The organism is Streptomyces sp. NPDC006339, from assembly GCF_040612775.1.
GTDB lineage: Bacteria > Actinomycetota > Actinomycetes > Streptomycetales > Streptomycetaceae > Streptomyces.
On the sequence record NZ_JBEXQW010000011.1, the window covers coordinates 92,815 to 119,176 of the forward strand.

19 protein-coding genes are annotated in these 26,362 nt (G+C 74.2%); 12 read left to right on the plus strand and 7 right to left on the minus strand.

Annotation, left to right across the window (positions count from 1 at the left end):
• The first annotated feature begins 30 nt into the window (after positions 1–30).
• On the plus strand, positions 31–1,068 hold the full coding sequence (locus ABZ135_RS11505) for a cellulose-binding protein (RefSeq protein WP_356694294.1): 1,038 nt from the start codon (positions 31–33) through the stop codon (positions 1,066–1,068).
• A 316-nt stretch (positions 1,069–1,384) separates the two neighbouring features.
• Complete coding sequence (locus tag ABZ135_RS11510) at positions 1,385–2,260, plus strand: helix-turn-helix domain-containing protein (protein WP_356694296.1); 876 nt, start codon at positions 1,385–1,387, stop codon at positions 2,258–2,260.
• Here the strand turns inward: ABZ135_RS11510 and ABZ135_RS11515 are convergent.
• Positions 2,172–3,854: an MFS transporter gene (locus ABZ135_RS11515; RefSeq protein ID WP_356694298.1), complete on the minus strand. Its 1,683-nt coding sequence runs from the start codon at positions 3,852–3,854 to the stop codon at positions 2,172–2,174. The genes ABZ135_RS11510 and ABZ135_RS11515 overlap by 89 nt on opposite strands.
• Before the next feature lie 298 nt (positions 3,855–4,152).
• On the opposite strand from ABZ135_RS11515, the gene ABZ135_RS11520 reads away from it, so the two are divergent.
• From ABZ135_RS11520 to mfd, 3 genes are all read left to right on the plus strand, one after another.
• The gene (locus tag ABZ135_RS11520; RefSeq protein WP_356694300.1) at positions 4,153–4,971 is read left to right on the plus strand and encodes an ABC transporter ATP-binding protein; all 819 of its coding nucleotides are present in this window, start codon (positions 4,153–4,155) and stop codon (positions 4,969–4,971) included.
• A complete protein-coding gene (locus tag ABZ135_RS11525) occupies positions 4,968–7,541 on the plus strand; it encodes an FtsX-like permease family protein (RefSeq protein ID WP_356694302.1) in 2,574 nt (857 codons plus the stop codon). Before ABZ135_RS11520 ends, ABZ135_RS11525 begins: the two co-directional genes overlap by 4 nt.
• A 176-nt stretch (positions 7,542–7,717) precedes the next feature.
• Positions 7,718–11,269 carry a transcription-repair coupling factor gene (gene mfd, locus ABZ135_RS11530; RefSeq protein ID WP_356694304.1) on the plus strand — a complete coding sequence of 1,184 codons (3,552 nt, stop codon included), beginning with the start codon at positions 7,718–7,720 and terminating at the stop codon, positions 11,267–11,269.
• A gap of 58 nt (positions 11,270–11,327) precedes the next feature.
• Here the strand turns inward: mfd and ABZ135_RS11535 are convergent, their stop codons facing one another.
• Together ABZ135_RS11535 and ABZ135_RS11540 are read right to left on the minus strand one after the other, a co-directional pair.
• Positions 11,328–12,662, minus strand: a complete 1,335-nt coding sequence (locus tag ABZ135_RS11535; RefSeq protein WP_356694306.1) for an SGNH/GDSL hydrolase family protein — start codon at positions 12,660–12,662, stop codon at positions 11,328–11,330.
• The gene (locus ABZ135_RS11540; RefSeq protein WP_356694308.1) at positions 12,659–13,264 is read right to left on the minus strand and encodes a TetR/AcrR family transcriptional regulator; all 606 of its coding nucleotides are present in this window, start codon (positions 13,262–13,264) and stop codon (positions 12,659–12,661) included. Before ABZ135_RS11540 ends, ABZ135_RS11535 begins: the two co-directional genes overlap by 4 nt.
• A 96-nt stretch (positions 13,265–13,360) precedes the next feature.
• Here ABZ135_RS11540 and ABZ135_RS11545 point away from each other — a divergent pair, with 96 nt between their 5' ends.
• The 3 genes from ABZ135_RS11545 to ABZ135_RS11555 all read left to right on the plus strand — a co-directional run bounded on the left by ABZ135_RS11545 (position 13,361) and on the right by ABZ135_RS11555 (position 15,934).
• Positions 13,361–14,263 (plus strand): hypothetical protein, encoded by a 903-nt coding sequence (locus tag ABZ135_RS11545; RefSeq protein ID WP_356694438.1) that lies wholly within the window; start codon positions 13,361–13,363, stop codon positions 14,261–14,263.
• Between the two features lie 222 nt (positions 14,264–14,485).
• Positions 14,486–15,106, plus strand: a complete 621-nt coding sequence (locus ABZ135_RS11550) for an HNH endonuclease family protein (protein ID WP_356694440.1) — start codon at positions 14,486–14,488, stop codon at positions 15,104–15,106.
• A 78-nt stretch (positions 15,107–15,184) separates the two neighbouring features.
• Complete coding sequence (locus tag ABZ135_RS11555) at positions 15,185–15,934, plus strand: N-acetyltransferase (RefSeq protein WP_356694309.1); 750 nt, start codon at positions 15,185–15,187, stop codon at positions 15,932–15,934.
• A gap of 92 nt (positions 15,935–16,026) precedes the next feature.
• Here ABZ135_RS11555 and ABZ135_RS11560 read toward each other — a convergent pair whose 3' ends face one another.
• Entirely contained in the window at positions 16,027–16,785 is a 759-nt protein-coding gene (locus ABZ135_RS11560) for a hypothetical protein (RefSeq protein ID WP_356694310.1), read from the minus strand.
• 193 nt (positions 16,786–16,978) lie between these two features.
• On the opposite strand from ABZ135_RS11560, the gene ABZ135_RS11565 reads away from it, so the two are divergent.
• From ABZ135_RS11565 to ABZ135_RS11580, 4 genes are all read left to right on the plus strand, one after another.
• Positions 16,979–19,174 carry an N-6 DNA methylase gene (locus tag ABZ135_RS11565; protein WP_356694312.1) on the plus strand — a complete coding sequence of 732 codons (2,196 nt, stop codon included), beginning with the start codon at positions 16,979–16,981 and terminating at the stop codon, positions 19,172–19,174.
• Between the two features lie 229 nt (positions 19,175–19,403).
• Positions 19,404–20,036, plus strand: a complete 633-nt coding sequence (locus ABZ135_RS11570; protein WP_356694314.1) for a hypothetical protein — start codon at positions 19,404–19,406, stop codon at positions 20,034–20,036.
• Entirely contained in the window at positions 20,033–21,589 is a 1,557-nt protein-coding gene (locus tag ABZ135_RS11575) for a protein kinase (RefSeq protein ID WP_356694316.1), read from the plus strand. The genes ABZ135_RS11570 and ABZ135_RS11575 overlap by 4 nt, the downstream gene beginning before the upstream one ends.
• A 122-nt stretch (positions 21,590–21,711) precedes the next feature.
• The gene (locus ABZ135_RS11580; RefSeq protein ID WP_356694318.1) at positions 21,712–22,119 is read left to right on the plus strand and encodes a hypothetical protein; all 408 of its coding nucleotides are present in this window, start codon (positions 21,712–21,714) and stop codon (positions 22,117–22,119) included.
• 260 nt (positions 22,120–22,379) lie between these two features.
• On the opposite strand, the gene ABZ135_RS11585 is transcribed toward ABZ135_RS11580, so the two are convergent.
• The 3 genes from ABZ135_RS11585 to ABZ135_RS11595 form a co-directional block, all read right to left on the minus strand.
• The gene (locus tag ABZ135_RS11585; protein ID WP_356694320.1) at positions 22,380–23,153 is read right to left on the minus strand and encodes a hypothetical protein; all 774 of its coding nucleotides are present in this window, start codon (positions 23,151–23,153) and stop codon (positions 22,380–22,382) included.
• Between the two features lie 18 nt (positions 23,154–23,171).
• Entirely contained in the window at positions 23,172–23,642 is a 471-nt protein-coding gene (locus tag ABZ135_RS11590; protein WP_356694322.1) for a carboxymuconolactone decarboxylase family protein, read from the minus strand.
• Between the two features lie 232 nt (positions 23,643–23,874).
• Entirely contained in the window at positions 23,875–26,313 is a 2,439-nt protein-coding gene (locus ABZ135_RS11595) for a YfhO family protein (RefSeq protein WP_356694324.1), read from the minus strand.
• Between the last annotated feature and the right edge of the window lie 49 nt (positions 26,314–26,362).

Genomic DNA, 26,362 nt, shown 5'->3' on the forward strand with positions numbered 1-26,362 from the left:
CGAGCGGGCTCGTAGGAAGGGGCGTCACGGATGAGTTTCGCGGTCGGACGGGGCCGGGGATACCGCCCGCAGCAGGTCGACAGTTTCCTCGCCGCGCTGTCCGAGGAGCGCGACGGCGCCCGGGAGCGGGCCGCGCGGCTCACCGTCCGCGTCGAGGAGATGGAGGAGGAGCTCGCCCGGCTGCGCGAGGTGGTCGCGGGCCTGAAGCCGCAGCGCTACGAGTCCCTCGGCGAGGCCGCGCAGAGGATCCTGGAGCTCGCGGAGCAGGAGGACGAGCGGCTGGTACGGGCCGCGGAGGCCGAGGCACAGGCCCTCGCCGAGGCGGCCGACACCGCCGCCCGCGAGGCGGAGGAGGCGGCCCGCGCCTACGCGGAGGGGCTGCGCACGGCGGCCGATGAGGCGGCCCGCGCGACCCTGGAGCGGGCCGAGGGGCGCGCCCGCGAGCTGCGCACGGTCGCCGGCCGGGACGCGGAGGGCGCCAGGGACGCGGCGCGCGCGTACGCGGAGGAGCAGGCCCGCCGCGCGGAGGAGCTGCTCGCGGCACAGCGCGACGAGCAGCGCACCGTACGGGACGAGGCGGAGCGGGCGGCGCAGGCGGCCGAGGCGGAGCTGGACGCCCGGCTCGCCGAGCTGATCGCCGGGGCGGAGGCCCGGCTCGCGGAGGAGCGGCGTGCCCTGGCCCGGACGGAGGAGGCCGCCCGGCACGGCCAGGAGGACGCCGAGGCGAAGGCGGCCGAACTGCTCGCGGAGGCGCGCCTGAAGCGGGAGCGGATCGAGCGCGAGACGGAGCGGGTGCTGCGGGTGCACGAGGAGGCCCGGGACGAGATCCACTCCCACATGGAGCACATCCGCAACTCCCTGGCCGCCCTGACGGGCCGCGTGGCGGGCCCGTCGCCCACCGCCGCGACCGAGGAGCCCGCGGGGGAGAAGCCGGAGGGCGAGCGGCGCGGACCGCAGGCGGAGAAGCCCGGGCACGAGGCGGAGAAGCCCGGGCCCGAGGCCGGGAACGGCGGGCCCGAGGGTGAGGGGCACGGGGCCGCAGCCGGGGACGACGCCGGGGACGACTAGCCGGGGCCCCCTGGGCGGGGGAGGTGTCGGCGGGGGCGACGGGACCGACGGCCGGCACGGAGCCCCGGCTCACAGGGGCTCCGGTCCGGCCGTCGGTCCCGTCGCGGGGCTCACGGGGTGGCGTCCCGGCCGGGCAGCCGCCCTCGCTCGCCGCCGTGGACGGTGCCGCCGCATCGTGGGGGTGTGCCCGATGGCAGGAGTCTCGCGGTTCGCGATCCGCCTTTCCACGGAAGGAAAGTGCAGACAATAGGACCGACCGTCCGACCGACCGTGCCTGCTTCCGCCGCCGCGAGCGGCGCCACAACGGGGGATGACCATGCGACTCTCGGCCGCCGAACGAAGCGCCCTGAAGGAGCTCCTGCACGCGCGCAGGGCCGCGATCGACCCCGTGACCAAGGGGTTTCCCCCACGTCTGCCGGGGCCGGGCAGACGGGCCGCCGGCCTCGGCCAGGAGCAGATGGACGAGCTGCTGACGCGGGCCCGGGGCACGTACAACCGCTTCGAGAACGGCCGGCTCGCCCGCCCCAGCGGCGAGTTCCTGACCGCGGTCGCGCAGGTCCTGGAGCTCAGCGAGCAGGAGTGGACCTTCCTGTGGGAGCTGACCCGTAAGGAGAACCCGTCCTGCACCCTGCACAGCAGCTCGGGGATGGACATCGCCGGGATCTGGCAGCGGCTGCTCGACGAGGTGGGAGGGGCGCTGGCGTACGTGAGCGACGTGGAGTTCAACGTCATCGCCCACAACGAGGAGTTCCGGCTCTTCTTCCCCGGCGGCCGGGCTCCCGCGAACATCATGCGGGCGCTGTTCCTCGACCCCGAGATCCGCGGCGAGGCGCTCGTGGACTGGGAGACCCGGTGGGCGCCGGCGGTCATGCCGCACCTCGGGCACGCCGTGCGGACCCGTAGGGGCAACCCCGCCCTCGCCCGGCTCGAACGCGACCTCCTCGCCGACCCGGTGGCCGGCCCCCTCTACCGGGTCTGCGCCTCGGCCCCGCTTCCGCACGCCGACGGGTCCGAGCTGCCCGTACGGCACGCCCTGCACGGGCCCGGCCGGCTCGCCACCTGCCTCGCGGAACCGGTGGCCGCGCCCGGCGCCCGGATCAACCTCAGCTTCTTCGTGCCCGAGGGGGTCCCGTCTCCTGGCTGCGGGTTTCCTCGTCCGGGAGGACGGGGAAGCGGCGCGGCGCGAGGGTGAGGAGGACGAGGAGGGCGAGGGCGGCGGCGGCCGCGGCGCCCAGGTGGACGTAGTCGACGGCCGCGTCGACCGCCCGGCGCAGATGGTCGGCGGCCGGGCCGGTGAGCGCGCCGGGGGTCTCCAGGGCGCGGACCAGACCGTCCAGATCAGCGCCCCCGCCGGCTTCGCCGCTTCCGTTTCCGCTTCCGCTTCCGCTGCCGTCCCCGTTTCCGCTTCCGCCGAGCCGCGCGGCCAGGACGCCGTTGGCGACGGCGCCGAACAGGGCCGCGCCGACGCTCTGGCCGACCTGGCGGACGAAGAGGACGGAGGCGGTGGTCGTGCCCCGCTCCTCGTACGGGACGGTCGACTGGACGCCCACGATCAGCGGCAACTGGAAGAAGCCGAGCGCCCCGCCGAGCAGCAGCATCAGCAGCGCGGGCTGCCACGGCTCGCCGGGGAAGGGCAGCAGCGGGAACGCGAGCAGGACCAGCAGGGCGAGGCCCATGCCGAGGAGGGCGGTCTGGCGGAAGCCGATGCGGGTGTAGACCCGGTTGGAGAGGGCGGCCGTCACCGGCCAGCTCAGGGTCATGGCGGAGAGCACGAACCCGGCCGCGATCGGGCCGAGTCCGAGCACGGCCTGCGCGTACGTGGGCAGGAAGACGGTCGGCGCGACCATGAGCAGGCCGAGCGCGCCCAGGGCGAGGTTGACGGCGGCGATGGTGCGGCGGCGCCAGACCCAGCCGGGGATGATCGGTTCGGCGGCCCGCCGCTCGATGAGGACGGTCAGCGCGGCGAGCGCCGCCGCGCCGCCGAACAGCCCGAGCGAGGGCGCGGACAGCCAGGGCCAGGCGACGCCGCCCTGGACGAGCGCCGTGAGCAGGAGGGTGCCGGTGGCGAAGATGGCGAGGGCGCCCGCCCAGTCGACGGAGACCCGCGGCCGCGCCCCGGCCCGCGCCTTCGCCCCCTCCCGTACGGGACCCGGCCCCTCCCGTACGGGACCCGCCCCGTCGCCCACGGGCCGCCCCGGTTCCACCAGGTGACGGGCGATCAGCCACAGGGCCGCCGCCCCCACCGGCAGGTTGATCAGGAAGATCCAGCGCCAGTCCGCGTACCCCGCGAGCAGGCCGCCCGCCGCCGGGCCCGCCACGGCGGAGGTGGCCCACACGGAGGAGAGCCGGGCCTGGATGCGGGGACGTTCCTTCAGCGGGTAGAGGTCGGCGGCGAGGGTCTGGACCGTGCCCTGGAGGGCGCCGCCGCCCAGGCCCTGGACCACCCGGAAGGCGATCAGCGAGCCCATGTTCCAGGCGCACGCGCACAGCAGGGAGCCGACGAGGAAGAGCACGATGCCGGCGATCAGGACCGGCTTGCGGCCGAAGGTGTCGCTGAGCTTCCCGTACACCGGCAGCGTCACGGTCACGGCGAGGAGATAGCCGGAGAACAGCCAGGAGAAGACCGACAGGCCGCCCAGATCACCGACGATCTGCGGCACGGCCGTGGCCACGATCGTGCCGTCGAGCGCGGCGAGCGCCATGCCCAGCATCAGGGCGGCGACGACCGGCCCGCGCCGTGTGGCGCCCGTCTTCGCCGCGTCCCTCCTCGTGGTCGCCTCGGCCATCCGGCCCCGCCCCTCTCCCCGACCCCATCGGATGCTTCGTACATCTAAGTGCGCCCGGATCAGCCTCTCACTCGGACCGGGGGAGGAGAAACCCCTAGGGGTGCCTCCCCCATACAGCCCAGGGGCTCTTCGTCCCGGCGGAGGACGAGGCGGGGCACCCGCTGTCCTTAGCTTGTTCTTACGGACAACCCCAGGGCGAAGACTGCGCCAGGCACCAGTGCCCCGGCCCCCGCCCCCGGCCAGACTCGAACGCGGGCATCGACCGCGCCCACCTCTACGCATCCATAGGAGACATACCGTGACTTCGGCTGTGAGCGTCCCCGCCCAGGGGGACACGGGAGAGCGGACGGCCGTCGCCGCGCGGGCGCGGCAGGTCGTCAAGGCGTACGGCACCGGGGAGACCCGGGTCGTCGCCCTGGACCACGTCGACGTGGACATCGCCCGCGGGCGGTTCACCGCGATCATGGGGCCCTCCGGCTCCGGCAAGTCCACCCTCATGCACTGCCTCGCCGGGCTCGACACCGTCAGCGGCGGTCAGATCTTCCTCGGCGACACCGAGATCACCGGTCTGAAGGACAAGAAGCTGACCCGACTGCGGCGCGACCGCATCGGCTTCATCTTCCAGGCGTTCAACCTGCTGCCCACCCTGAACGCCCTGGAGAACATCACGCTGCCGATGGACATCGCCGGCCGCAAGCCCGACCAGGAGTGGCTGCGCCGGGTCGTCGACACCGTCGGTCTCGGCGAGCGCCTGAAGCACCGGCCCACCCAGCTCTCCGGTGGCCAGCAGCAGCGCGTGGCCGTGGCCCGCGCGCTCGCCGCCCGGCCCGAGATCATCTTCGGCGACGAGCCGACCGGAAACCTCGACTCGCGCGCCGGCGCCGAAGTCCTCGGCTTCCTGCGGCAGTCCGTCGACGAGCTCGGTCAGACCATCGTCATGGTCACCCACGACCCCGTCGCCGCCTCCTACGCCGACCGCGTCCTCTACCTCGCCGACGGCCGGATCGTCGACGAGATGTACGCGCCGACCGCCGAGCAGGTCCTCGACCGGATGCTCCTCTTTTCCGGGGGACACCCCCAGACCCCCGACTTCGACGCCCGGGGGCGTACGTCATGACCGTCCTCAAGACCTCCCTGCGCAACTTCCTCGCGCACAAGGGCCGCATGGCGCTCTCCGCCGTCGCCGTCCTCCTCTCCGTCGCCTTCGTCAGCGGCACCCTGGTGTTCAGCGACACCATGAACACCACCTTCGACAAGCTCTTCGCCACCACCGCGTCCGACGTCACCGTCAGTCCGAAGGACGCCGCCGCGAACGACGAGATACCGCAGAACGGCCGCCCCGCGAGCCTGCCCGCCTCCGTCGCCGACCAGGTCAGGAGCGTCCCGGGCGTCCGCGCCGTCCAGGGCGGCGTGGTGTCGATGTCCGTCACCGTCGTCGACTCCCGCGACGAGAACATCGGCCCGACCTCCGGCGCCCCGACCATCGCCGGGAACTGGTCGCCCAACGAGCTGCGCTCGGTCGAGATCGCCTCCGGCCACGAGCCGCGCGGCCCCACCGACGTCCTCGTCGACCAGGCCACCGCCGACAAGCACCACCTGAAGATCGGCGACGAGCTGCGGACCATCGCCGTCACCGGCGACTTCACCGCCCGGATCTCCGGCATCGCCGCCTTCAAGGTGACCAACCCCGGCGCCACCGTCGTCTGGTACGACACCGCCACCGCGCAGCGCGAACTGCTCGGCAAAGAGGGCCTGTTCACCCAGATCAGCGTCGACGCCGCACCCGGTGTCAGCGACGAGGCGCTGAAGGCGGACATCGCCGCGAAGCTCGGCTCCGGCTACAAGCTGCAGACCGCCGCGGAGGCCACCGACGCCGGACGCGAGGACGTCGCCGGCTTCCTCGACGTCATGAAGTACGCCATGCTCGGCTTCGCCGGCATCGCCTTCCTCGTCGGCATCTTCCTCATCGTCAACACCTTCTCCATGCTGGTCGCCCAGCGCACCCGCGAGATCGGCCTCCTGCGGGCCATCGGATCCAGCCGCACACAGATCAACCGCTCGGTGCTCGTCGAGGCCCTGCTCCTCGGCGTCGTCGGCTCCCTCGCCGGCGTCGCGGCGGGCGTCGGCCTCGCCGTCGGCCTGATGGAGATCATGACGTCGATGGGCATGGAGCTGTCCACGCAGGACCTCACCGTCCGCTGGACCACCCCCGCCGTCGGCCTCGTCCTCGGCGTCGTCGTCACCGTCCTCGCCGCCTTCGTCCCCGCCCGCCGGGCCGCGAAGGTCTCCCCGATGGCCGCCCTGCGCGACGCCGGCACGCCCGCCGACGGCAGGGCCGGAAAGGTGCGCGCCCTCGTCGGCCTGCTCCTGACCGCCGCCGGCGCCGCCGCGCTGTGGACCGCCACCCGGGCCGAGGAGGCCGGCGCCGGCTCCCTCTGGCTCGGCCTCGGCGTCGTCCTGTCCCTCCTCGGCTTCGTCGTCATCGGCCCGCTCCTCGCGGGCGGCGTCGTCCGCGTCCTCGGCGCCGTCGTGCTGCGGGCCTTCGGCCCCGTCGGCCGCATGGCCGAACGCAACGCGCTGCGCAACCCGCGCCGTACCGGAGCCACCGGCGCCGCCCTGATGATCGGCCTCGCCCTCGTCGCCTGCCTGTCGGTGGTCGGCTCCTCCATGGTGGCCTCGGCCACCGAGGAACTCGACCGGTCCGTCGGCGCCGACTTCATCGTCCAGTCCACCAACGGCCAGCCGATCGTGCCGCAGGCCCAGGCCGCCCTCGAGAAGGCGCCCGGCCTGGACCACGTCACCGAGTACAAGTGGGTCGAGGCCACCGTCACCGACCCGCGCGGCAGGGCCGAGAAGACCGGCCTGGTCGCCGCCGACCCCACGTACGCCGAGGACGTGCGCCGCGACACCACCGCCGGGAAGCTCGCCGACGCCTACGGCCCGGGCGCCATGTCCGTCGGCAGCGCCTACGCCGCCGAGCACGGCGTCGAGGTCGGCGACCGGCTCACCGTCGCCTTCCACGGCGGCGCGCGGGCCGTGCTGCGGGTCGCCGCCATCACCTCCGACGACAACAACATCGACAAGGGCATGATGTACACCAACATCACGACGGCCGCCCGCCACCTGCCGGACGAGCGCATGCCCCGCAGCATGATCGTCTTCGGTACGGCGAAGGACGGCCAGGAGGCGGCCGCCTACCAGGCCCTCAAGGACGCCCTCAAGCCCTACCCGCAGTACAAGGTCGCCGACCAGGCCGACTACAAGAAGACCCTCCAGGACCAGGTCGGGCAGTTGCTCAACATCGTGTACGGGCTGCTCGCCCTCGCGATCGTCGTCGCCGTCCTCGGGGTCGTGAACACCCTGGCCCTGTCGGTCGTCGAGCGGACCCGGGAGATCGGCCTCATGCGGGCCATCGGCCTCTCGCGCCGCCAGCTCCGCCGCATGATCCGCCTGGAGTCGGTGGTCATCGCCCTCTTCGGCGCCCTCCTCGGCCTCGCCCTCGGCATGGGCTGGGGCACGGCCGCCCAGCGGCTCCTGGCCCTGGAGGGCCTGGGCGTCCTGGACATCCCGTGGCCGACGATCATCGGGGTCTTCGTGGGCTCGGCCTTCGTGGGCCTGTTCGCCGCCCTGATCCCGGCCTTCCGGGCGGGCCGGATGAACGTCCTGAACGCGATCGCGACGGACTAGGACACCCGGCCGGCCGGCCTCCGGGGCGCCCCGCTCGCGCGGGGCGCCCCGGTCGTGGTGGCGGGCGGCGGGGTGGCGTTCGGCGGCGGGTGTCGGCGGGGCGTCGTAGGGTGGAGACCCCGGCCCGTGAGACGTGTCGGGCGGTTCGCGTTGCCCACTGTCGGGATGGAAGACCCATGAGCCTGCACGGTCTGCTTGACGTCGTCGTCGAAGACGCGGCCCTCGCCGAAGCGGTGGCGGCCGCCCGCGACGGCAACCGCACGCACGTCGACCTGGTCGGCCCGCCCGCCGCCCGCCCCTTCGCCGTCGCCGCGCTGGCCCGCGAGGCCGGCCGGCCGGTGCTCGCGGTCACCGCCACCGGCCGCGAGGCCGAGGACCTCGCCGCGGCCCTGCGGTCCCTCCTCGACCCGGACACGGTCGCCGAGTACCCCTCCTGGGAGACCCTCCCGCACGAGCGGCTCTCGCCCCGCTCCGACACCGTCGGCCGCCGCCTCGCCGTGCTGCGCCGCCTCGCGCACCCGCGCGACGACGACCCCGCCGCCGGCCCCGTCTCCGTGGTCGTCGCACCCATCCGCTCCGTGCTCCAGCCGCAGGTCAAGGGCCTCGGCGACCTGGAGCCGGTCGCGCTCAGGAGCGGCCGGACGGCGGACCTGGAGGAGGTCGTCGCGGGCCTCGCGGCCGCCGCGTACTCCCGGGTGGAGCTCGTCGAGAAGCGCGGCGAGTTCGCCGTCCGCGGCGGCATCCTGGACGTCTTCCCGCCCACCGAGGAGCACCCGCTCCGGATCGAGTTCTGGGGCGACGACGTCGAGGAGATCCGCTACTTCAAGGTCGCCGACCAGCGCTCCCTGGAGGTCGCCGAGCACGGCCTGTGGGCCCCGCCCTGCCGCGAGCTGCTGCTCACCGACGACGTACGGGCCCGCGCCCGGGCCCTCGCCGAGCGGCACCCCGAGCTCGGCGAACTCCTCGACAAGATCGCCGAGGGCATCGCCGTCGAGGGCATGGAGTCCCTCGCGCCGGTGCTCGTCGACGAGATGGAACTGCTGCTCGACGTCCTGCCCGCCGGCTCCATGGCCGTCGTCTGCGACCCCGAGCGGGTCCGCACCCGGGCCGCGGACCTGGTGGCCACCTCGCAGGAGTTCCTCCAGGCGTCCTGGGCGGCCACCGCCGGCGGCGGCGAGGCCCCCATCGACGTCGGCGCCGCCTCCCTGTGGGGGATCGCGGACGTACGGGACCGGGCGCGCGAGCTCGGCATGATGTGGTGGACGGTGTCGCCGTTCGCCGCCGACGAGTCCGGCCTCGGCACGGACGGCGACGGCGACGGCGACACGCTCAAGCTCGGCATGCACGCCCCGGAGTCGTACCGCGGCGACACCGCCCGCGCGCTCGCCGACACCAAGGGCTGGCTCGCCGACGGCTGGCGCACGGTGTACGTGACGGAGGCGCACGGCCCGGCCTCCCGCACCGTGGAGGTCCTCGGCGGCGAGGGCATCGCCGCCCGCCTCGCCGCCGACCTGAGCGACATCGCGCCGTCCGTCGTCCACGTGGCCTGCGGCTCCATCGACCACGGCTTCGTCGACCCCGCCCTCAAGCTCGCCGTCCTCACCGAGACCGACCTGTCCGGGCAGAAGGCGGCGGGCAAGGACGGGCAGCGGATGCCCGCCAAGCGGCGCAAGACGATCGACCCGCTGACCCTGGAGGCCGGCGACTACATCGTCCACGAGCAGCACGGCGTCGGCCGCTACATCGAGATGGTCCAGCGGACCGTCCAGGGCGCCACCCGCGAGTACCTGCTCGTCGAGTACGCCCCCGCCAAGCGCGGCCAGCCCGGCGACCGCCTCTACATCCCGACCGACCAGTTGGAGCAGGTCACCAAGTACGTCGGCGGCGAGGCCCCCACCCTGCACCGGCTCGGCGGCGCCGACTGGACGAAGACCAAGGCGCGCGCGAAGAAGGCGGTCAAGGAGATCGCCGCCGACCTGATCAAGCTGTACAGCGCCCGGATGGCGGCCCCCGGCCACGCCTTCGGCCCCGACACCCCCTGGCAGCGGGAGCTGGAGGACGCCTTCCCGTACGCCGAGACGCCCGACCAGCTCTCCACCATCGCCGAGGTCAAGGAGGACATGGAGAAGACCGTCCCCATGGACCGTCTGATCTGCGGCGACGTCGGCTACGGCAAGACGGAGATCGCCGTGCGGGCCGCCTTCAAGGCCGTCCAGGACGGCAAGCAGGTCGCCGTCCTCGTCCCCACCACGCTGCTCGTGCAGCAGCACTTCGGCACCTTCTCCGAGCGGTACAGCCAGTTCCCGGTGAACGTGCGCGCCCTGTCCCGCTTCCAGACGGACACCGAGGCGAAGGCGACGCTGGAGGGCCTGAAGGACGGCTCCGTGGACGTCGTCATCGGCACCCACCGCCTCTTCTCCTCCGAGACCAGGTTCAAGGACCTGGGCCTGGTCATCGTCGACGAGGAGCAGCGCTTCGGCGTGGAGCACAAGGAGCAGCTCAAGAAGCTCCGCGCCAATGTGGACGTCCTGACCATGTCCGCGACCCCGATCCCGCGTACCCTGGAGATGGCGGTCACCGGCATCCGCGAGATGTCGACGATCACCACCCCGCCGGAGGAGCGGCACCCGGTCCTGACCTTCGTCGGCCCGTACGAGGAGAAGCAGATCGGCGCCGCGATCCGTCGCGAACTCCTGCGCGAGGGCCAGGTCTTCTACATCCACAACCGGGTCGAGTCCATCGACCGGGCCGCGGCCAGGCTGCGGGAGATCGTGCCCGAGGCGCGGATCGCCACCGCCCACGGACAGATGGGCGAGAGCCAGTTGGAGCAGGTCGTCGTCGACTTCTGGGAGAAGAAGTTCGACGTGCTGGTGTCGACGACGATCGTCGAGTCCGGCATCGACATCTCCAACGCCAACACGCTCATCGTCGAGCGCGGCGACAACTTCGGCCTGTCGCAGCTCCACCAGTTGCGCGGCCGCGTCGGCCGAGGCCGCGAGCGGGGCTACGCCTACTTCCTCTACCCGCCGGAGAAGCCGCTGACCGAGACCGCGCACGAGCGGCTCGCGACCATCGCCCAGCACACCGAGATGGGCGCGGGCATGTACGTGGCGATGAAGGACCTGGAGATCCGCGGCGCGGGCAACCTGCTCGGCGGCGAGCAGTCCGGTCACATCGCGGGCGTCGGCTTCGACCTGTACGTGCGGATGGTCGGCGAGGCCGTCGCGGACTACCGGGCCTCCCTGGAGGGCGGTGTGGAGGAGGAGCCGCCGCTGGAGGTCAAGATCGAGCTGCCGGTGGACGCGCACGTCCCGCACGACTACGCGCCGGGCGAGCGGCTGCGCCTCCAGGCATACCGGGCCATCGCCTCCGCCAACACCGAGGAGGACATCAAGGCCGTACGGGAGGAGCTCACCGACCGCTACGGCAAGCTGCCGGAGCCGGTGGAGAACCTGCTCCTGGTGGCCGGGCTGCGGATGCTGGCGCGCGCCTGCGGCGTCGGCGAGATCGTCCTGCAGGGTCCCAACATCCGCTTCGCGCCGGTGGAGTTGCGCGAGTCGCAGGAGCTGCGCCTGAAGCGGCTCCACCCGCGTACGGTCATCAAGCCGGCCGTGCACCAGATCCTGGTGCCGCGCCCGACGACCGGCAAGATCGGCGGGAAGCCGGTGGTGGGACGCGAACTGCTCGCGTGGACCGGCGAGTTCCTGGCGGAGATCCTGGGCTCGTGAGCCTGGCGCCCGCCCCCGCTCGCCCCCGCCCGGTCCGCCGGGCGGGGGTGGGCGCGGGTCAGAGGGCGCCGGGGTCGACGGCCTCGGCCATCGCGCGGTAGCCCGCGTCGCTCGGGTGGAGATGGTCGCCGGAGTCGTAGGCGGGCCGCATGCGGTCGGGGTCGGCCGGGTCCGCGAGGGCCCGGTCGAGGTCGATCACGGCGTCGTACGTGCCCGAGGCGCGCATCCAGCGGTTGAAGGCGTCCCGTTGGGCCTCGTTCTCCGGGGTGTGGTAGGCGGAGCCCTTGAACGGGACGAGTGTCGCGCCGACCGCCTTCAGGCCGCGGGCATGGGCCTGGCGGACGAGTTCGCGGTGGCCGGCGATCAGCTCGTCGACGCTGACGTCGGGGCGGAGACGGCCGCCGATGTCGTTGATGCCTTCGAGGACGAGGACGGTGCCGACGCCGCGTTCGTCGAGCGCGTCCGGCGCGAAGCGGTCCAGGGCCTTCTCGCCCGCCCCGCCGCCGTGGCGGACGACCTTGTTGCCGCTGATGCCGTGGTTGAGGACGGCCCGGGGGCGGCCGAGGGCGGCGAGCCGTTCGGCGAGCCGGTCGGGGTAGCGGCGATCGGCGTCGAGGGTGGAGCCGTGGCCGTCGGTGAGGGAGTCGCCGAAGGCGACCACGCCGTCGCGGCGGTGCCCGTCGGGGCCGCCGGTGACCTCGACGCCGGTCAGGTAGTACCAGGACGTGCCGGTCTCGGTGAACGCGCTGCCCGACACGTCGCCGCGATGGTCGCCCGCCGCCCGGTAGCCGGTGGCGGAGGCCATCCGGTGGACGGTGGCGGGGCCGGTCGGCCCGGCCGGGCGGAGCGTCACGGTCAGCGACTCGAAGGGCCGCACGGTCAGGGGCAGGCCGTCGCTGAGCAGGGTGCCGCCGACCGGGACCGTGGCCGAGGGACGCTTCCCGAAGGTGAGGGTGCGGACCGATCCGGGCCGCACCGCGGCGCCCTCGGCGGGCCGGGCGACCGTCGCCCCGGCGATCCGCAGCGGCATGGTGCCGTAACGGTTGGACAGCTCGATCCGCACCCCGGTGCCGCCCGCGGTGAGGCGGACGACCTGGCGCAGGGTGTGGTCGGCGAAGCCCCGCTCGGACCAGTTCCCGTCGGACGGCGGCTGGGGCGACGCGGCCCAGGCGCCGCGCCACGCCCCGTCGTCACTAGGGGTGGGGGTGGGGGCGGTACGGGCGGGGGCGGTACGGGTGGGGGCCGGGCCGGTGCAGGAGGTCGAGGCGGCGACCAGGGCGGTGGTGAGGAGGGCGACGGTGAGGGGGCCGGCGGTGAGGGGACCGGCGGCCGTCCGGCGGAGGGCGCGGCGGGCGGCGGGGGCGGGGGCCGGGGCCGGGGCTGGGGCGGTCATGCGGGGCCCGTCCGGAACATCAGGTCGGCGAGCGAGCGGAAGTAGTCACCGGGGTCACGGTCGCCGACCGCTCCGGCCACGTTGTGGGTGAGCAGCAGCGTCGCGAAGCCGTGGGCGAGGGACCAGGCGGCGATGCCGGCGGTACGGGCGTCGGGGGCGGTGGTGGTGGCGGTGCCGGCGTCGGTGGTGCCGGAGCCGGTGGCCGGCAGGCCGGTGACCCCGGCGCGGAGTTCGGCGGAGGCGCGTTCCTTGGCGGCGAGCAGGTCGGGGTCGTCGGCCCGGTACAGGTCGGGCTGGAACATCACCTGGAAGTGCGCGGGGTGGGCGGCGGCGAACCGCACGTACCGCACCCCGCGCTCCCGCAGGTCAGGCGCTTCGCCGAGGGCGTCGGCGAGCAGGTCGTAGCCCTGCGCGGCGATCGCGGTGAGCAGGCCCGTGCGGTCCTTGAAGTGATGGGCGGGAGCGGCGTGCGAGACGCCCGCGCGGCGCGCGAGGTCGCGCAGACTCAGCGCGCCCGGGCCCTCGGTGGCGATGACGTCGAGGGCGGCGGTGAGGACGGACTGCCGCAGGTCGCCGTGGTGGTAGGTGCGCCGACTGGTCATGGCAGCAGCGTACGCCGGATCTAGTCATTGACAAGTTGTGGGGGCGGGAGCAATCTAGACAGTGACAAGATGAGGATCCGAGGGGACGTGGACGTCATGACCGTGGAGACCACCACCGGCTCCGGTGCCGGAACCGTCGAGCCGGGCCGGGTGCGACAGATGTGGCACCTGCTCGAACCCCTGCACGCCCTGCACTACTACGCCCCCGAGGCGTTCGAAGAGGCCGCCGCCCTCGGCTACGACGTGACCGAACGCTGGCCCTCCTACTTCGCCTGGCGCGCCGCCGCCCTCGGTCCCGTCGGTGCCGAACGGGTCGCCTCCGCCTTCTACTCCTTCAGCCCGGACAAGGTCGCCCGCCACGTCCCCGCCGCCTGGGAGATCGCCGCGCCCGCCGACGTCCTCGCCGCCCGGCTCCGTGCCGTCGACCGGGCCTACCGGGCCCTCCTCGGCCCCGAGGTCCTCACCAGCCCGGCCCTCGCCGAGGCCGCCGCGCTCGCCCGCCGCGCCGCCGAGGCGGCCGACACCGCCGGGCGCCCCCTGGCCGCCGCCCACGCCGCACTTCCCTGGTCCCACGTCCCCCACCTCGCCCTGTGGCAGGCCGCCACGCTCCTGCGCGAGCACCGCGGCGACGGCCACCTCGTCGCCCTGATGGCGGCCGGGCTCGACCCCGTCGAGTCCCTCGTCTCCTTCGCCGCCGTCGGTGCCGCCGCCGAGGAGACCTTCGCCGGCCGGGGCTGGAGCGAGGAGCAGTGGCGCGCCGCCCGCGACCGGCTCGCCACCCGCGGTCTGGTCCACCCCGACGGCACCGCCACCGACGCCGGACGCGCCCTGCGCGCCGAGGTCGAACGCCGCACGGACGAACTCGCCGCCGCGCCCTGGGCCGCGCTGGGGCCGGAGGCGACGGGGCGGCTGGCGGACCTGCTGGGCGGGCCCTGGCTGGCGGTCATCGGATCCGGTCTGCTGCCGGCCGAGAACACGCTGGGGATCGGGAAGGTGTGAGGGCGGGGTGGGGTGGGGCGGGTGCGGGTGGTGGATCCAATATCCAGGATCCGGTGGCCGCCGGGGGAGGGGCTTTCGGATATTGGATCCGATATCCCGTATCCAATGCCCCGTCCCGTATCCGATATCCGGCATGAAGGATCCAGAGGGCGCTCGCCCTAGGATCGTCCAGTGCCGACGCATCAGAAATCCCTCGCAGCCCCGGCCTTCGCCGTCCTCGCCCTGCTCGCCGGCGCCGCCTGCTCACCCGGCGACGACGCCCCCTCCGCCAAGGGCGCCACCGGGACGGCGCTGGCCGCCGTGGACACACTGACCGTGAAGGGCAGGGCGCCCAAGACCGGTTACGAGCGGGAGAAGTTCGGGCGGGCGTGGACGGACGTCGACCGCAACGGCTGCGGCACCCGGGACGACATACTCCGGCGCGATCTGACCGGTGTGCGCTTCAAGGGCGGCGGCCACTGCAAGGTGGCCTCCGGCACCCTGACCGACGACCCCTACACCGGCCGGTCCGTCGACTACGTCCGCGGCCGCAGCAAGGTGGACATCGACCATGTCGTCGCGCTGTCCGACGCCTGGCAGAAGGGCGCGCACAAGTGGGACGCCGGTACCCGGCTGCGGTTCGCCAACGACCCGCTCAATCTGCTCGCCGTCGACGCCGAGGCCAACCGCCGCAAGTCGGACGGCGACGCCGCGACCTGGCTGCCGCCGAACCGCGCGTACCGCTGCCCGTACGTCGCCCGGCAGGTCGCGGTGAAGAAGAAGTACGGGGTGTGGGTGACCGGGGCCGAGCGGGACGCGATGAAGCGGGTGCTGCGGAGCTGTCCGGAGCAGCGGCTGCCGTAGGCGGCGTGGCGGTGTGGTGGCGTGCGCTGGCGAAAAATCGTTTCGCCTGGTCCATGGGGCGCCGTTAGCCTCCGCCCCATGGACCTGCACATCACGACTCTCGCCGAACGCCCCGAACTCCAGGGGCCCATGTGGGACATGAAGCACCTCTGGCCGGAGTTCATGATGTACGACCCGGTCGGCTGGTCGCACATGGGGAAGATCGTGACCGACTTCCCCGAGTACGTGCTCGTGGCCACCGACGGCGTCGACGGGCCTTTCGTCGCGCGGGCGTTCAGCGTGCCCTTCCAGCTCGGGGCGAAGGGGCGCGGTGAACTGCCCGACACCGGCTGGGACCAGGTCCTGCTCTGGGCGTTCTCCGACCTGCGGCACGGCCGCACGCCGGACACCGTCAGCGCGATCGAGGTCACCGTGGACACGGGCGCGCTCGGCCAGGGCGTCTCGCACCGCATGCTGGCGGCGATGCGCGACAACGCCCGCCGGCTCGGCTTCTCCGACGTCGTCGCCCCGGTGCGGCCCAACGGCAAGCACCTGGAGGCGGCGTCCTCCATCCACGAATACGCCTTCCGCACGCGCGAGTCGGACGGTCTGCCGCACGACCCCTGGCTGCGCGTCCACGTCCGGGCGGGCGGCACCGTCGAGAAGGTGGCCCCCGCGTCGATGACGATCGGCGGGTCCGTGGAGCAGTGGCGCCGCTGGACGGGCCTGCCCTTCGACACCGACGGCCAGGTCGACGTCGAGGGGGCCCTGGTGCCGGTGCACTGCGAGGCGTCCCGGGGGTACGCGGTCTACGTCGAGCCGAACGTCTGGGTCCGCCACCGTCTGTGACCCCGGCGCCCCCGCACGTACGAAAGGCGTGAAGGCCACCCCCCTCCGGTGGCCTTCACGCCTTTCGCGTCTCGCGAGGTCCTCGCGGACCGTCAGCCGAGGCTCTTCTCGTCCACCACGTCCTTCTTCGGCGGCGTCTGCGCCGTCACCGGCTTGTCGTAGTTCGAGAACGTGATCGTGCCCGGCTCCTCGCCGCCGGTCGTCACGACCCTCAGCAGGTGCGGCTTGCCCTCCGTGGCCACGTAGAACGTGTTCTGCTCGCCGTCGAGCTTCTGCGTGAGCGTCAGCGCCTTCTGCCCGCCGACGGTGGTCTCCTCGCCCCGGACGGTGCCGGTGGTGGTCTGGTCGAAGTCCGCGAGCAGCGCCTTCAGGTCGCAGAGCTCCAGCATGTCCTTGGCGTCGGGGTCCTTGGCGTCGGTCTTCACCCAGCGGCCCTTGAGCTCCTTGAGCAGCGCCTGCTGGACCTCCTCCGGCTCGCCCTTGGCCTGCTCCTTGAGGAACGCCTCGTCGAAGCGGAGGTAGACGGCCTTGTCGGCGGGCCGGAGGAGCTCGGCCGTGCCCGTCGTGCCGGCGGTCATGGTCCCGGCGCACTTCCCCGGGAGGTCGGTCGACACGTACGCCTTCAGCGGGCCGTCGGCGGTCTTCAGCGAGATGTCGAGGGTGAGCGACGTGGCGGTCTTCGTCTCGCTCAGCGCCTTGTCGACGATCTGCGGGCCGGTCAGGTCGCCGAACGGCCCGGTGGCCTTCGCTTCGTCGCCGGAGAAGGGGCCGCAGGCGGTCGCGCCGAGCACGACGGCGGCGCACAGGGCACCGGCGAGGGCGGCGCGGCGGGGGCGGGCGGTGGCAGACATGGTGGTTCTCCGAGGGGATGGGGGCGATACGGGGGAAACGGGTTTGTCTGGCGCGACGGGTCAATAACAGCAGAGCTTGTGAACCGAGTCAACACGGTTCACAAGAAATGGCTCGGCTCACACTGTGAAGTCGTGTTCTGTCGTTCGTCAGTAAGATCAGCGCCACACGCATGCGGGACGAGAGGAGCGGCACGTGCCGGAGAGCGCAGCGGAGGTGACCGCCGCGGGCATCGCCCGCCTCGCGGGAGTCGGCAGGGCCGCCGTGAGCAACTGGCGCCGCCGCCACGCCGACTTCCCCCGGCCGGTCGGCGGCACGGAGGCCAGCCCGTCCTTCGCCCTCGCCGACGTGGAGGCATGGCTGCGCGCCCAGGGCAAGCTGGCCGAGGTCCCGCTCGGCGAGCGGGTCTGGCAGCAGATCGCCGGCCACCCCGCCGGGGCCGTGACCGCCCTCGTCCACGCGGGCTGCGCCCTCCTTCTCGTACGGGACCGGGCGGCGGCCTGGCCCGCGCTCGCCGCCGCGCCCGACGAGCGGCTCGCGGAGCTGCTCCCGGTGCCGCTGGAGGAGACGCTGACCGAGCGCTTCGGCGCCGAGCGAAGCGTCCGCACCCCCACGGCCCGCGCGCTCGCCCCCTCCGTCCCGCTCGTGCGCGGAGTGGCGGACATGGCGGCGGCGACGGGCCCCCGCGAGGTCTTCGACTTCCTCCTCGGCCGCCACCTGGACGCCAACCCGCGCCAGTACACGCTCACCCCGCCCGGCCCCGCCGCCCTCATGGCGGCGCTCGCCGGCCCGGCGACCACCGTCCTCGACCCCGCCTGCGGCACCGGCGCCCTGCTCACGGCCGCCGCCGCGCCCGCCCCCGCCCCTGCCACCGCGCCTTCCGCCGTTGCGCCCGCCGGCACCGCCACGACCTCCACCACCCCCACCGCGCCCACCGCCCCCACCGCCCTGTACGGCCAGGACGCCGACCCCGACCTGGCGGCGCTGACCGCGCTCCGCCTCGCGCTCGCCACCGACGCCGCCGTCGACGTCCGCGTCCTGTCCGGCGACACCCTGCGCGCCGACGCGTTCCCGGCCCTCGCCGCCGACGCCGTGCTGTGCCACCCGCCGTTCAACGAGCGCAACTGGGGCCACGACGAACTGGCCTACGACGCCCGCTGGGAGTACGGCTTCCCGGCCCGTACGGAGTCCGAACTGGCCTGGGTCCAGCACGCCCTGGCCCGGTTGCGCCCCGGCGGCACCGCCGTCCTCCTCATGCCGCCCGCCGCCGCCTCCCGCCGCTCCGGCCGCCGCATCCGCGCCGACCTGCTGCGCCGCGGCGCCCTGCGGGCCGTCGTCGCCCTCCCGGCCGGCGCCGCGCCCCCGTACGGCATCCCGCTCCACCTCTGGGTGCTGCGCAGGCCCGTCCCCGGCGCGCGCCCCGCCGCCGAACTGCTCCTCGTCGACACCGCGCACGAGACGACGGCCACCGGAGCGGCGACCGTCACCGGCACCGGCACCAGCACTGGGACCAGCGGCCGTGACCGGCTCGACTGGGCGGCCGTCGAGAGCGCCGTCCTGGCCGCCTGGCGGCCCTTCGACCAGGACGGCGTCCTCGCCGAGACCCCCGGCGGCAGCCGCGCCGTCCCGGTCGTCGAACTCCTCGACGACGACGTCGACCTGGCCCCCGCCCGCCATCTGCCGCCGCCCCCCGCCGCCGAGGGAGCGGCGGAGCTGGCCGGGGTGCGCGAACGGCTTACCGAGACCCTGCGCCGCACCCGCGAGCTGACCCCGCCGCCCGCCGCCGACACCGGTGCCGCCATCCCGCGCTGGCCCGCCACGACGGTCGGCGAGCTCGCCCGCGCGGGCGCCCTGACGCTGCGCGCCGGCGGCACCGGCACGGCCCCGGCGGGCACCGCGACCGCGCCCCGCGTGCTCACCGACACCGACGTCCTCGCCGGCCAGGCGCCCTCCGGCACGCTCCCCGAAACCCCGGCCGAGGGCACCGCCGAGGAACCGGTGCTGCTCGCCGTGGGCGACGTGGTCGTCCCCGTCCTCGGCGGCGGCTCGGTCGCCCGGGTCGTCGACGCCGCCACCGCCGGCGCCGCCCTCGGCCGGAACGTCCACCTCCTGCGCCCGGACCCGGCGGCCCTCGACCCCTGGTTCCTGGCCGGCTTCCTGCGGGCCACCGCCAACAACCGCCAGGCCAGCTCCTACGCGTCCACCGCCACCCGGCTCGACGTCCGCCGCCTGCAACTGCCGCGCCTGCCGCTCGGCGAACAGCGGCGCTACGGCGAACGGTTCCGCGCCCTCGCGGAGTTCGAGGAGGCGCTGCGGCTCGCGGGACGACTCGGCGAGAAGCTGGTGCAGGGGATGTACGACGGCCTCGCGGACGGCTCGGTCGCACCCTGACCGCGCCGCCGGACACCGCCGGACACCGCCCGGATGCCGCCGGACACCGCCGGACACCGCCCGGATGCCGCCGGACACCGCCCGGACGTCGCCGGACACCGCCGGGCGACCGGTTGGGGCCCACAGGTTGCGGTGCACCGGTTGTGGACAACCGGTGGGTGGCTGTCGGAGTCGGTGTATACGCTCGTCCCCGACAACACCGACCTCCTCCAGGTGACCAGGAGCAGCCATGTACGGCCCCGGCTACCCGCAGCCCGCGCCACCGCCGCGCGGTGTTCCGGCGTCCGTCATCGTCCTGCGCGTGCTCTTCACGCTGCTGCCGCTCCTCAGCGTCGGGATGCTCACCTGGGTGACCGCGCTGCGGATCGGCCTGGTGACCCGCCGGGTCCTGGACTGGATCCTGCTCGCGGTGTCGGTGGCCGTCGTCATCGCGGCCTTCGTGCTCATGCCGGAGGACGAGAACGACACGTCCCTCCAGGGCGACCTGGTCGTGGGGATGGTGATACTCAACGCCGTGGCGTTCACGGTGTACTTCCTGGTGGTGGACATCCGCCACGACCGCGTCCGCCTCGCGGCCGGCGCGTCCGCCGCGGGCGGCCAGGCCCCGCCGCCGTACCACCCGTACGCGGCGACGGTCCCGCAGCACCACCACGGATACGGCTACCCGCAGGCGCAGCCCGCCGTCCCGCCCCAGCCCCAGCCCCAGCCCCAGGCCCACCCTCAGCCCCAGGCTCAGGCCCACCCCCAGCCGCAGGCCGTGGTGCCGCCGCCGGCGCCTCCCGTGACCGGACCCCGCATCGACCAGGTGCGCGCGGAGCTCGACGAGCTGAGCCACCTGCTCCGTAAGGACGAGGGGAAGTGAACGGCCGGGTCGTCGGCGGGCGTTACGAGCTGTCCACCATGATCGGCCAGGGCGGGATGGGCCAGGTCTGGACGGCGTACGACGGACGGCTCGACCGGCGGGTCGCGGTCAAGCTGCTCAACCCCGCCGCCATCAGCGGCCCGGCCACGGCCGCCGACGAGCTGCGGCGCCGCTTCGTGCGCGAGTGCCGGGTCACCGCACAGGTCGGCCACCCCGGGCTCGTCACCGTCCACGACGCGGGCAGCGACGGCGACGACCTGTATCTGGTGATGCAGTACGTGGAGGGCGCCGACCTCGCCGACCACCTCGCCGAGCACGACCCCTACCCCTGGCCGTGGGCGGTCTCCGTCGCCGCCCAGTTGTGCGCGGTGCTCGCGGCCGTCCACGCCGTGCCGATCGTGCACCGGGACCTCAAGCCGCGGAACGTGATGGTCCGCCCCGACGGCACGGTGATCGTGCTCGACCTCGGCGTCGCCTCCGTCCTCGACAGCGACACCACCCGCCTCACCCACACCGGCTCGCCCATCGGCAGCCCCGCCTACATGGCGCCCGAACAAGCCATGGGCGGCGTCGTCGGCCCGTACACGGACCTGTACGCGCTCGGCGTGCTGCTCCACGAACTCCTCAGCGGCAACGTGCCGTTCGCCGGCTCGACCGCCCTCGGCGTGCTGCACCGCCACCTCTACGAGCCGCCCGTCCCGGTGCGGCGGCTGCGGCCCGAGGTGCCCGAGGTTCTCGAAGCGCTCGTCCTGCGCCTCCTCGCGAAGGACCCGCAGGCCCGGCCGTCGGGCGCGCAGGAGGTGTACGAGCACCTGCTGCCCCTCCTGCCGCCGCGCGGCGCGCCGGGGCCGTCGGGCCCGCTCGACCCGACCCGCCCCTTCCGCCGCCCGCACGCCCCCTGGCCCGACCACGCGGTGCAGACCGCGGCGACCCCGCCCCCGCCCCCGGTCCCGGCCGGGTCCCCGGCTCCGGCGAAGCCGGACGTGGCGGCGGCCGTGGACGAGGTGAAGCGCCTGCTCGGCGAGGGTTCCCTCACCCAGGCCGTGGACATCCTCGGCGGCATCCTCCCGGCGGCCGCCGCCGAGCACGGCGAGCACTCTCCGGTCGTCCGCATCCTGCGCAAGCAGTACGCGACGACGCTCATGGACGACGGCCAGTACCGCCGCGCGCTCCCGGAGCTGCGCCGCCTCGCCGAGGACCGCGCGGCGGAGGCGGGCCCGGCCGATCCGCAGACCCTGCAGTTCCGCTACGACGCGGCCCTGTGCCTGGAGCAACTCGGCGACCCGGCCGCCGCGCTCGCCGAGTACCGCGCGCTCCTGCCGTACCTCGAGCACGGCACGGAGACGGATCCCGCGCAGCGGTCCCGGGCCTTCGACATCCGGCACCGGATCGGCCTGCTGCAGCTCGCCATCGGCGACCGGGCGGCCGCCGTCTCCGGCCTCGGCGCCCTCCTGTACGACGTGGAGCGCTTCCACGGGCCGTACCACCCGCTGGCCGCCGACCTGCGCCGCGTGCTCGACCGTCAGCGCCAGATGGGCGGGGCCCGTTTCTGACGCGGCGGCAGAGTCACGACTCCGCATCTGATTCGGAAACGGAAGGTAGAGGTCCGTTTTGGTCGTTTCGCGCTGTGTAATGTGCGCGTTCGATCATGTCCATGCCTTCCAAGGATCCCTCCATGACCACGCCTCAGCCGTCCGACCCGTTCGCCGCTCCCGTCCCGGGCACCCTCGAGCAGGCTCCCGCCCCGGAGAAGAAGAAGGGCGGCGTGCTGAAGAAGATCTGCGGCCTGGTCGTTCTGGTGATCGTCGCCGTCGCGGTGAAGCTCGGCCTGCCGCACCTCACCGGTGACGCCCCGGTCCACGCCAAGGTCGGCGAGTGCGTCACCGTCACCGGCCCCGACGACGCCCCGAACGTCGACACCCAGGACTGCTCCTCCGGCAAGGCCGCCCTGTTCAAGGTCGCCCAGGTCCACGAGGGCACCTTCGACCTCGAGAAGTGCGACCGGAACAAGTACTCGGCGCTCGCCCAGCAGCTCGGCTCCGACAAGTTCGTCTTCTGCCTCGAAGAGGTCGCGGCGAAGTAAGGCGGACCCCCGCCCCCGCGCGCACCAGGGGCCGGCCCGACGGGCCGGCCCCTTCGTCATGCCCGGGCCGGCTCGGCGCCATCGCCGGACACCGACCCGGTCGTACGGGACTTCGTCCGCTGCTGCGCGCGGGGTTCACTCCCGGGTGGGGGCGAGCCGGCGGCTTGAGCGCGCGTCCCGCCAGTCACGCCGGACTCGTCAGTCACGCCGGACTCGTCAGTCACGCCGGACACGTCAGACGGTCCGATCAGATGGGCCGATCAGACGGGCCGGTCAGCCGGACCGTGCCCGGTCGCCGCGGCCCAGGCGTCCGGGCTGCGGTGGTGGTGGGCGTGTCCGGCCGTCAGGACCCGGCGCAGCGGCGCGAGGTGTTCGGTGTCCGGCGGTAGGTCGAGCTCCGCGAGCAGGGTGAGCGCGGCGGACGGCTCCAGGTCGCCGTAGACCGAGTGGTAGCCGTTCAACAGGCCGCGGAAGACCTGCCGGTGCAGCGCCGGGACACCGGCGGCGGCCCGGAGCGCCGGTTCCTTCACCGGCCACGGCACCGGGCCGGAGACCTCCAGGACCCGGCCCCCCCGGCGCAGCAGCGGCTCGGGCGCGTCCGCCCGCAGCCCGCCGACGTCACGGCCGAGCACCTCGCCGAAGGCGTCCGCCGAGGTGCGCGCGTCCTCGAACCAGTCGACCCAGAGCGAGTACGTCACCGCCTCGCCCACCTCCGGGGCCTCCAGCCGCTGCCGGTAGCCGTCCCAGAACGCCTGGCCCGACAGACCGGCCTCCGGGTCGGCCAGTGCGAAGCCGATCTCGGCGGTCACCCAGTACACGTCCAGCAGGTCGAGAAGCCCGAAGGCCAGGCGGAGTCGGCCGGCCGGGTCGAGCCGCTCGTCGACGAACACCTGGTCGGTCCAGCGGACCGCGACGTCCACGGTCGTGATCCGCCGCCCGGGGTGCTCGCCGTCGGTCCACTCGTCCGCGCCGACGCGGGTGACGCCCTCCTCGGCCAGCCACCGCCGCGCGTCCTCCCTCGCCGCTCCGTCCACCGGCCCAGACTAGGCGGGTCAGCCGAACATGCCGACCCGGTAGTCGCCCGCGGGCTGCTGGAGGAGGACGTTCACACGGTTGTACGCGTTGATCAGGGCGATCAGCGCGACGAGGCCGGCGAGCTGCTCCTCGTCGTAGTGCTTGGCGGCGTTCCGCCAGACCTCGTCCGGGACACCGGACCCGTCGGCGATACGGGTGCCCTGCTCGGCCAGCTCCAGGGCGGCGCGCTCGGCGTCCGTGAAGACCTTGGCCTCGCGCCAGGCGGCGACCATGTACAGCCGCTGGAAGGACTCCCCGGCCGCCTCCGCGTCCTTGGTGTGCATGTCGAGGCAGAATCCGCAGCCGTTGATCTGGCTCGCACGGATCTTCACGAGCTCCTGGACGGCGAACGGCAGGCCGCTGTCCGCGATGGCCTTGCCCGCGGCGCCGAAGTGCTTGATGACCTTGGCACCGGTGGGGCTGCCGAAGACGTTGAGACGGGCTTCCATGGGGGCTCCTCTGTCGTGCTCGATGGTGGCTACACCGCTATGACGGAGCGGACCGCGCGCGTGTGACAGGAATCCGCGGGAGGACATGTGACCTGCGCCACGCCGTCACCGTGCCTCCGGCGTGGGCGGGCGGGAGTGCGGAAGGACGGGGGTGCGGCAGGACGGGGGTGCGGAAGGAACGGGAGTGCGGAAGGAGCGGGAGCGCGGAAGGAAGTGGTCGGACCCGCGTCAGCTACTCCCCATACCCCCCACGGCCTCTCCCGCTCCGGCGGCGGGCCGCGAGCCCCACCCACCCCGCGAGCAGCACCAGGGCCACGCCGCCGATACCCAGGCCCGCCCGCAGGCCGGGTGGCCGGAAGGCACAGGTCACCTCCCGCGCTCCCGGGCGCACCGGGGCCGCCACCAGGCCGCCGTACGAGGACGCCGGGCGGCCGTCGCAGGTCCAGCCGGCGATCCGGGGGGAGGAGAGGACGAGCATGCCGGTGGTGCCGGGGCGCAGGGTGGCGCGGACACCCGTGGACGTCACCCGGACCGCGTCGACGGCGGGTGCCGTGGCCCGGAGCGCGGCGACGGCGGCGCGCAGGCGCGCGTGGTCCAGGCAGGCGAGCGTACCCCCCTCACCCTCGGCCCCCGGCGGGAGCTCCGGGCGCAGGCCCGGCACTCGCTGGATGCCCAGGGACACCAGCGCGGCCCGCCACTTGGGGAGTTCGCCGCGGAGGCGGACCACGCGGGGGCCGAGGCGGGCCGGGCCCGTGACGTCGGGCGCCCAGAGGAACACCTCGGTGCCGACGCGGCAGGCTCCGGACGCCGCCGGAGGCTCGTAGACCCGTGCGCCCAGGAGGAGTTCCTGGTTGCGGAACGGAGAGGGCCCGTAGACGGGGCCCGGACCGGCGGGGCGGACGGTCACCAGCGGCAGGGCCGGGCCGGTGGCGACCACGGCACCGTCCCGCCGGCGCGCGCCCACCGCGAAGAGGGCGTCGGTCACCGGGTTGTCCAGGCTCTGCAGGTTGCGGCCCCGGGAGGTCCAGCCGGCGCCGAGCGCGGCCATGGTGCGGGTGAGGACGTCGGGCGTGAGGCTGCTGTAGTAGGCGCCGCCCTGGCCGCCCAGCGTCATCGGCTCGTTGGCCGTGGTGTGGGGGCGGCCGGAGTCGGTGCGGTGGGCGGGCCAGCCGTCGGCGTCGGCGAGGGCTTCGGCCAGGCGGCCGTCGGCGGCGCTCCACGCCGGGTAGTCGTCGAGGCGGCGGAGCCGTTCCCGGTCGCCGTACGCCGTCGTCGCCGCCGCCTGCGCCACTAGCACGCCCGCCAGGAGCAGTACGGCGAGCCGCCCCGGCCGTACGAAGACGACCGCGAGCCCCGCCGCGAACAGCGCCCCGCCCCACACCGTCGCCTGTCCGCTGCCCAGCGCCCCGAGACCGAGGACGCCGACCAGGCCCGCCCCGCCCAGCAACGACCGCCGGTCCGGCAGGCCGTCGGCGACCGCCCGCCACGCGGCGAGGACGAGCACGCCGGCGAGGACGAAGGTCTGGCGGTACGGGCTGCCGTTGGGCGTGGCGAAGACGTGCCACACCAGGTGCGTGGGCCCCCACTGGAGGGACAGCGCAACACCGGCGACCAGGCCCGGCCATCGCCAGTCCGCCCGCCGAAGGTCCCGGGGCTCCTTGGAGCCCCGGAAGCCCCCGAAGCCCCCGAAGCCCCGGAAGTCCAGGGAGCGCCGGAAGCCCCGGAAGTCCCGGAAGCCCCGGGACCCTCGCCGCTCGCGGCGGAAGAGCAGCGAGGCCGCCAGCACCGGTACCGCCGTGAAGACGAACAGCGCCGGGGTCGAGAAGCCGTACGTGACGGGCATCAGGCGCGCCGCGAGGTCCGGCCCGCCCGCCGCCGTGAAGTCCCGCATCACGCCCGGGTAGGCGTGGCGCGTCCCGAGGTAGACCGGCACCAGGAGGGGCGCCGCGAGCCCGATCCCGAGCAGCACCGTCACCGAGCCCCGGACCAGGACCCGCCAGGGCGGCAGCGTCACCAGGAGGACGAGCGCGGCGCCCAGCGTCGCCATGTAGGCGGTGTAGAAGTTGGCGAACCAGCACACGGCGACGACCAGCGGTCCGAGGAGCGGCCGCCGCCCCTCCCGTACCCACACGCCCACCAGGCACAGCAGCGGGAAGGCGATCAGGCCGTCCATCCACATCGGGTTGTAGACGGCCTCCAGCAAGGCCCAGCCGCACAGGCCGTACGCCGCGCCGAGCAGCCCCGCGCCCCACCACACGCCCGGCCGCGACCGCAGCAGCGTGAAGGCCATCGCCGCCGCGGCGGCCGCCATCTTCAGGACGGTGATCCCGTACAGCGCGTAGGCGAGGTCCGCGCGCGGGAAGAGACCGACGAGCGGGGCGAACGGGCTGGTCAGATACGTGCCGAGGTCGGGAAGGAAGCTGGTGCCCCAGCCGGACTGCCAGTTCAGGAGCAGCCCGCCGTCCGCGCGTCCGTGCAGGAGGTCCCACAGGCGGGCGTGGAACGGCAGGAACTGGTTGCCCAGGTCGTTGACGCTGCGCCGGTGCGGGCCGAAGGGGGAGGTGCGGGCGACGGCGTCGCCCGCACAGACGGAGAGGGCGGTGAGCAGCGCGGCCAGCCCCGGCGCCCGGACCGTCACGCGCATCCGGGCGACCTTCGTACAGATCTTCATCGTGGAACGAATATGGCAGTGACAATGCCGAAATCGGTCGGCGCGCAGG

What these genes read in the sequence shown, in the direction of transcription:
- ABZ135_RS11525 (WP_356694302.1), top strand. Translation starts at nt 4,968, where the DNA reads ATGACCGTCCTCAAGACCTCCCTGCGCAACTTCCTCGCGCACAAGGGC.
- ABZ135_RS11555 (WP_356694309.1), top strand. Translation starts at nt 15,185, where the DNA reads ATGGACCTGCACATCACGACTCTCGCCGAACGCCCCGAACTCCAGGGG.
- ABZ135_RS11510 (WP_356694296.1), top strand. Translation starts at nt 1,385, where the DNA reads ATGCGACTCTCGGCCGCCGAACGAAGCGCCCTGAAGGAGCTCCTGCAC.
- ABZ135_RS11560 (WP_356694310.1), bottom strand. Translation starts at nt 16,785, where the DNA reads ATGTCTGCCACCGCCCGCCCCCGCCGCGCCGCCCTCGCCGGTGCCCTG.
- ABZ135_RS11570 (WP_356694314.1), top strand. Translation starts at nt 19,404, where the DNA reads ATGTACGGCCCCGGCTACCCGCAGCCCGCGCCACCGCCGCGCGGTGTT.
- ABZ135_RS11515 (WP_356694298.1), bottom strand. Translation starts at nt 3,854, where the DNA reads ATGGCCGAGGCGACCACGAGGAGGGACGCGGCGAAGACGGGCGCCACA.
- ABZ135_RS11535 (WP_356694306.1), bottom strand. Translation starts at nt 12,662, where the DNA reads ATGACCGCCCCAGCCCCGGCCCCGGCCCCCGCCCCCGCCGCCCGCCGC.
- ABZ135_RS11540 (WP_356694308.1), bottom strand. Translation starts at nt 13,264, where the DNA reads ATGACCAGTCGGCGCACCTACCACCACGGCGACCTGCGGCAGTCCGTC.
- mfd (WP_356694304.1), top strand. Translation starts at nt 7,718, where the DNA reads ATGAGCCTGCACGGTCTGCTTGACGTCGTCGTCGAAGACGCGGCCCTC.
- ABZ135_RS11580 (WP_356694318.1), top strand. Translation starts at nt 21,712, where the DNA reads ATGACCACGCCTCAGCCGTCCGACCCGTTCGCCGCTCCCGTCCCGGGC.
- ABZ135_RS11595 (WP_356694324.1), bottom strand. Translation starts at nt 26,313, where the DNA reads ATGAAGATCTGTACGAAGGTCGCCCGGATGCGCGTGACGGTCCGGGCG.
- ABZ135_RS11545 (WP_356694438.1), top strand. Translation starts at nt 13,361, where the DNA reads ATGACCGTGGAGACCACCACCGGCTCCGGTGCCGGAACCGTCGAGCCG.
- ABZ135_RS11505 (WP_356694294.1), top strand. Translation starts at nt 31, where the DNA reads ATGAGTTTCGCGGTCGGACGGGGCCGGGGATACCGCCCGCAGCAGGTC.
- ABZ135_RS11590 (WP_356694322.1), bottom strand. Translation starts at nt 23,642, where the DNA reads ATGGAAGCCCGTCTCAACGTCTTCGGCAGCCCCACCGGTGCCAAGGTC.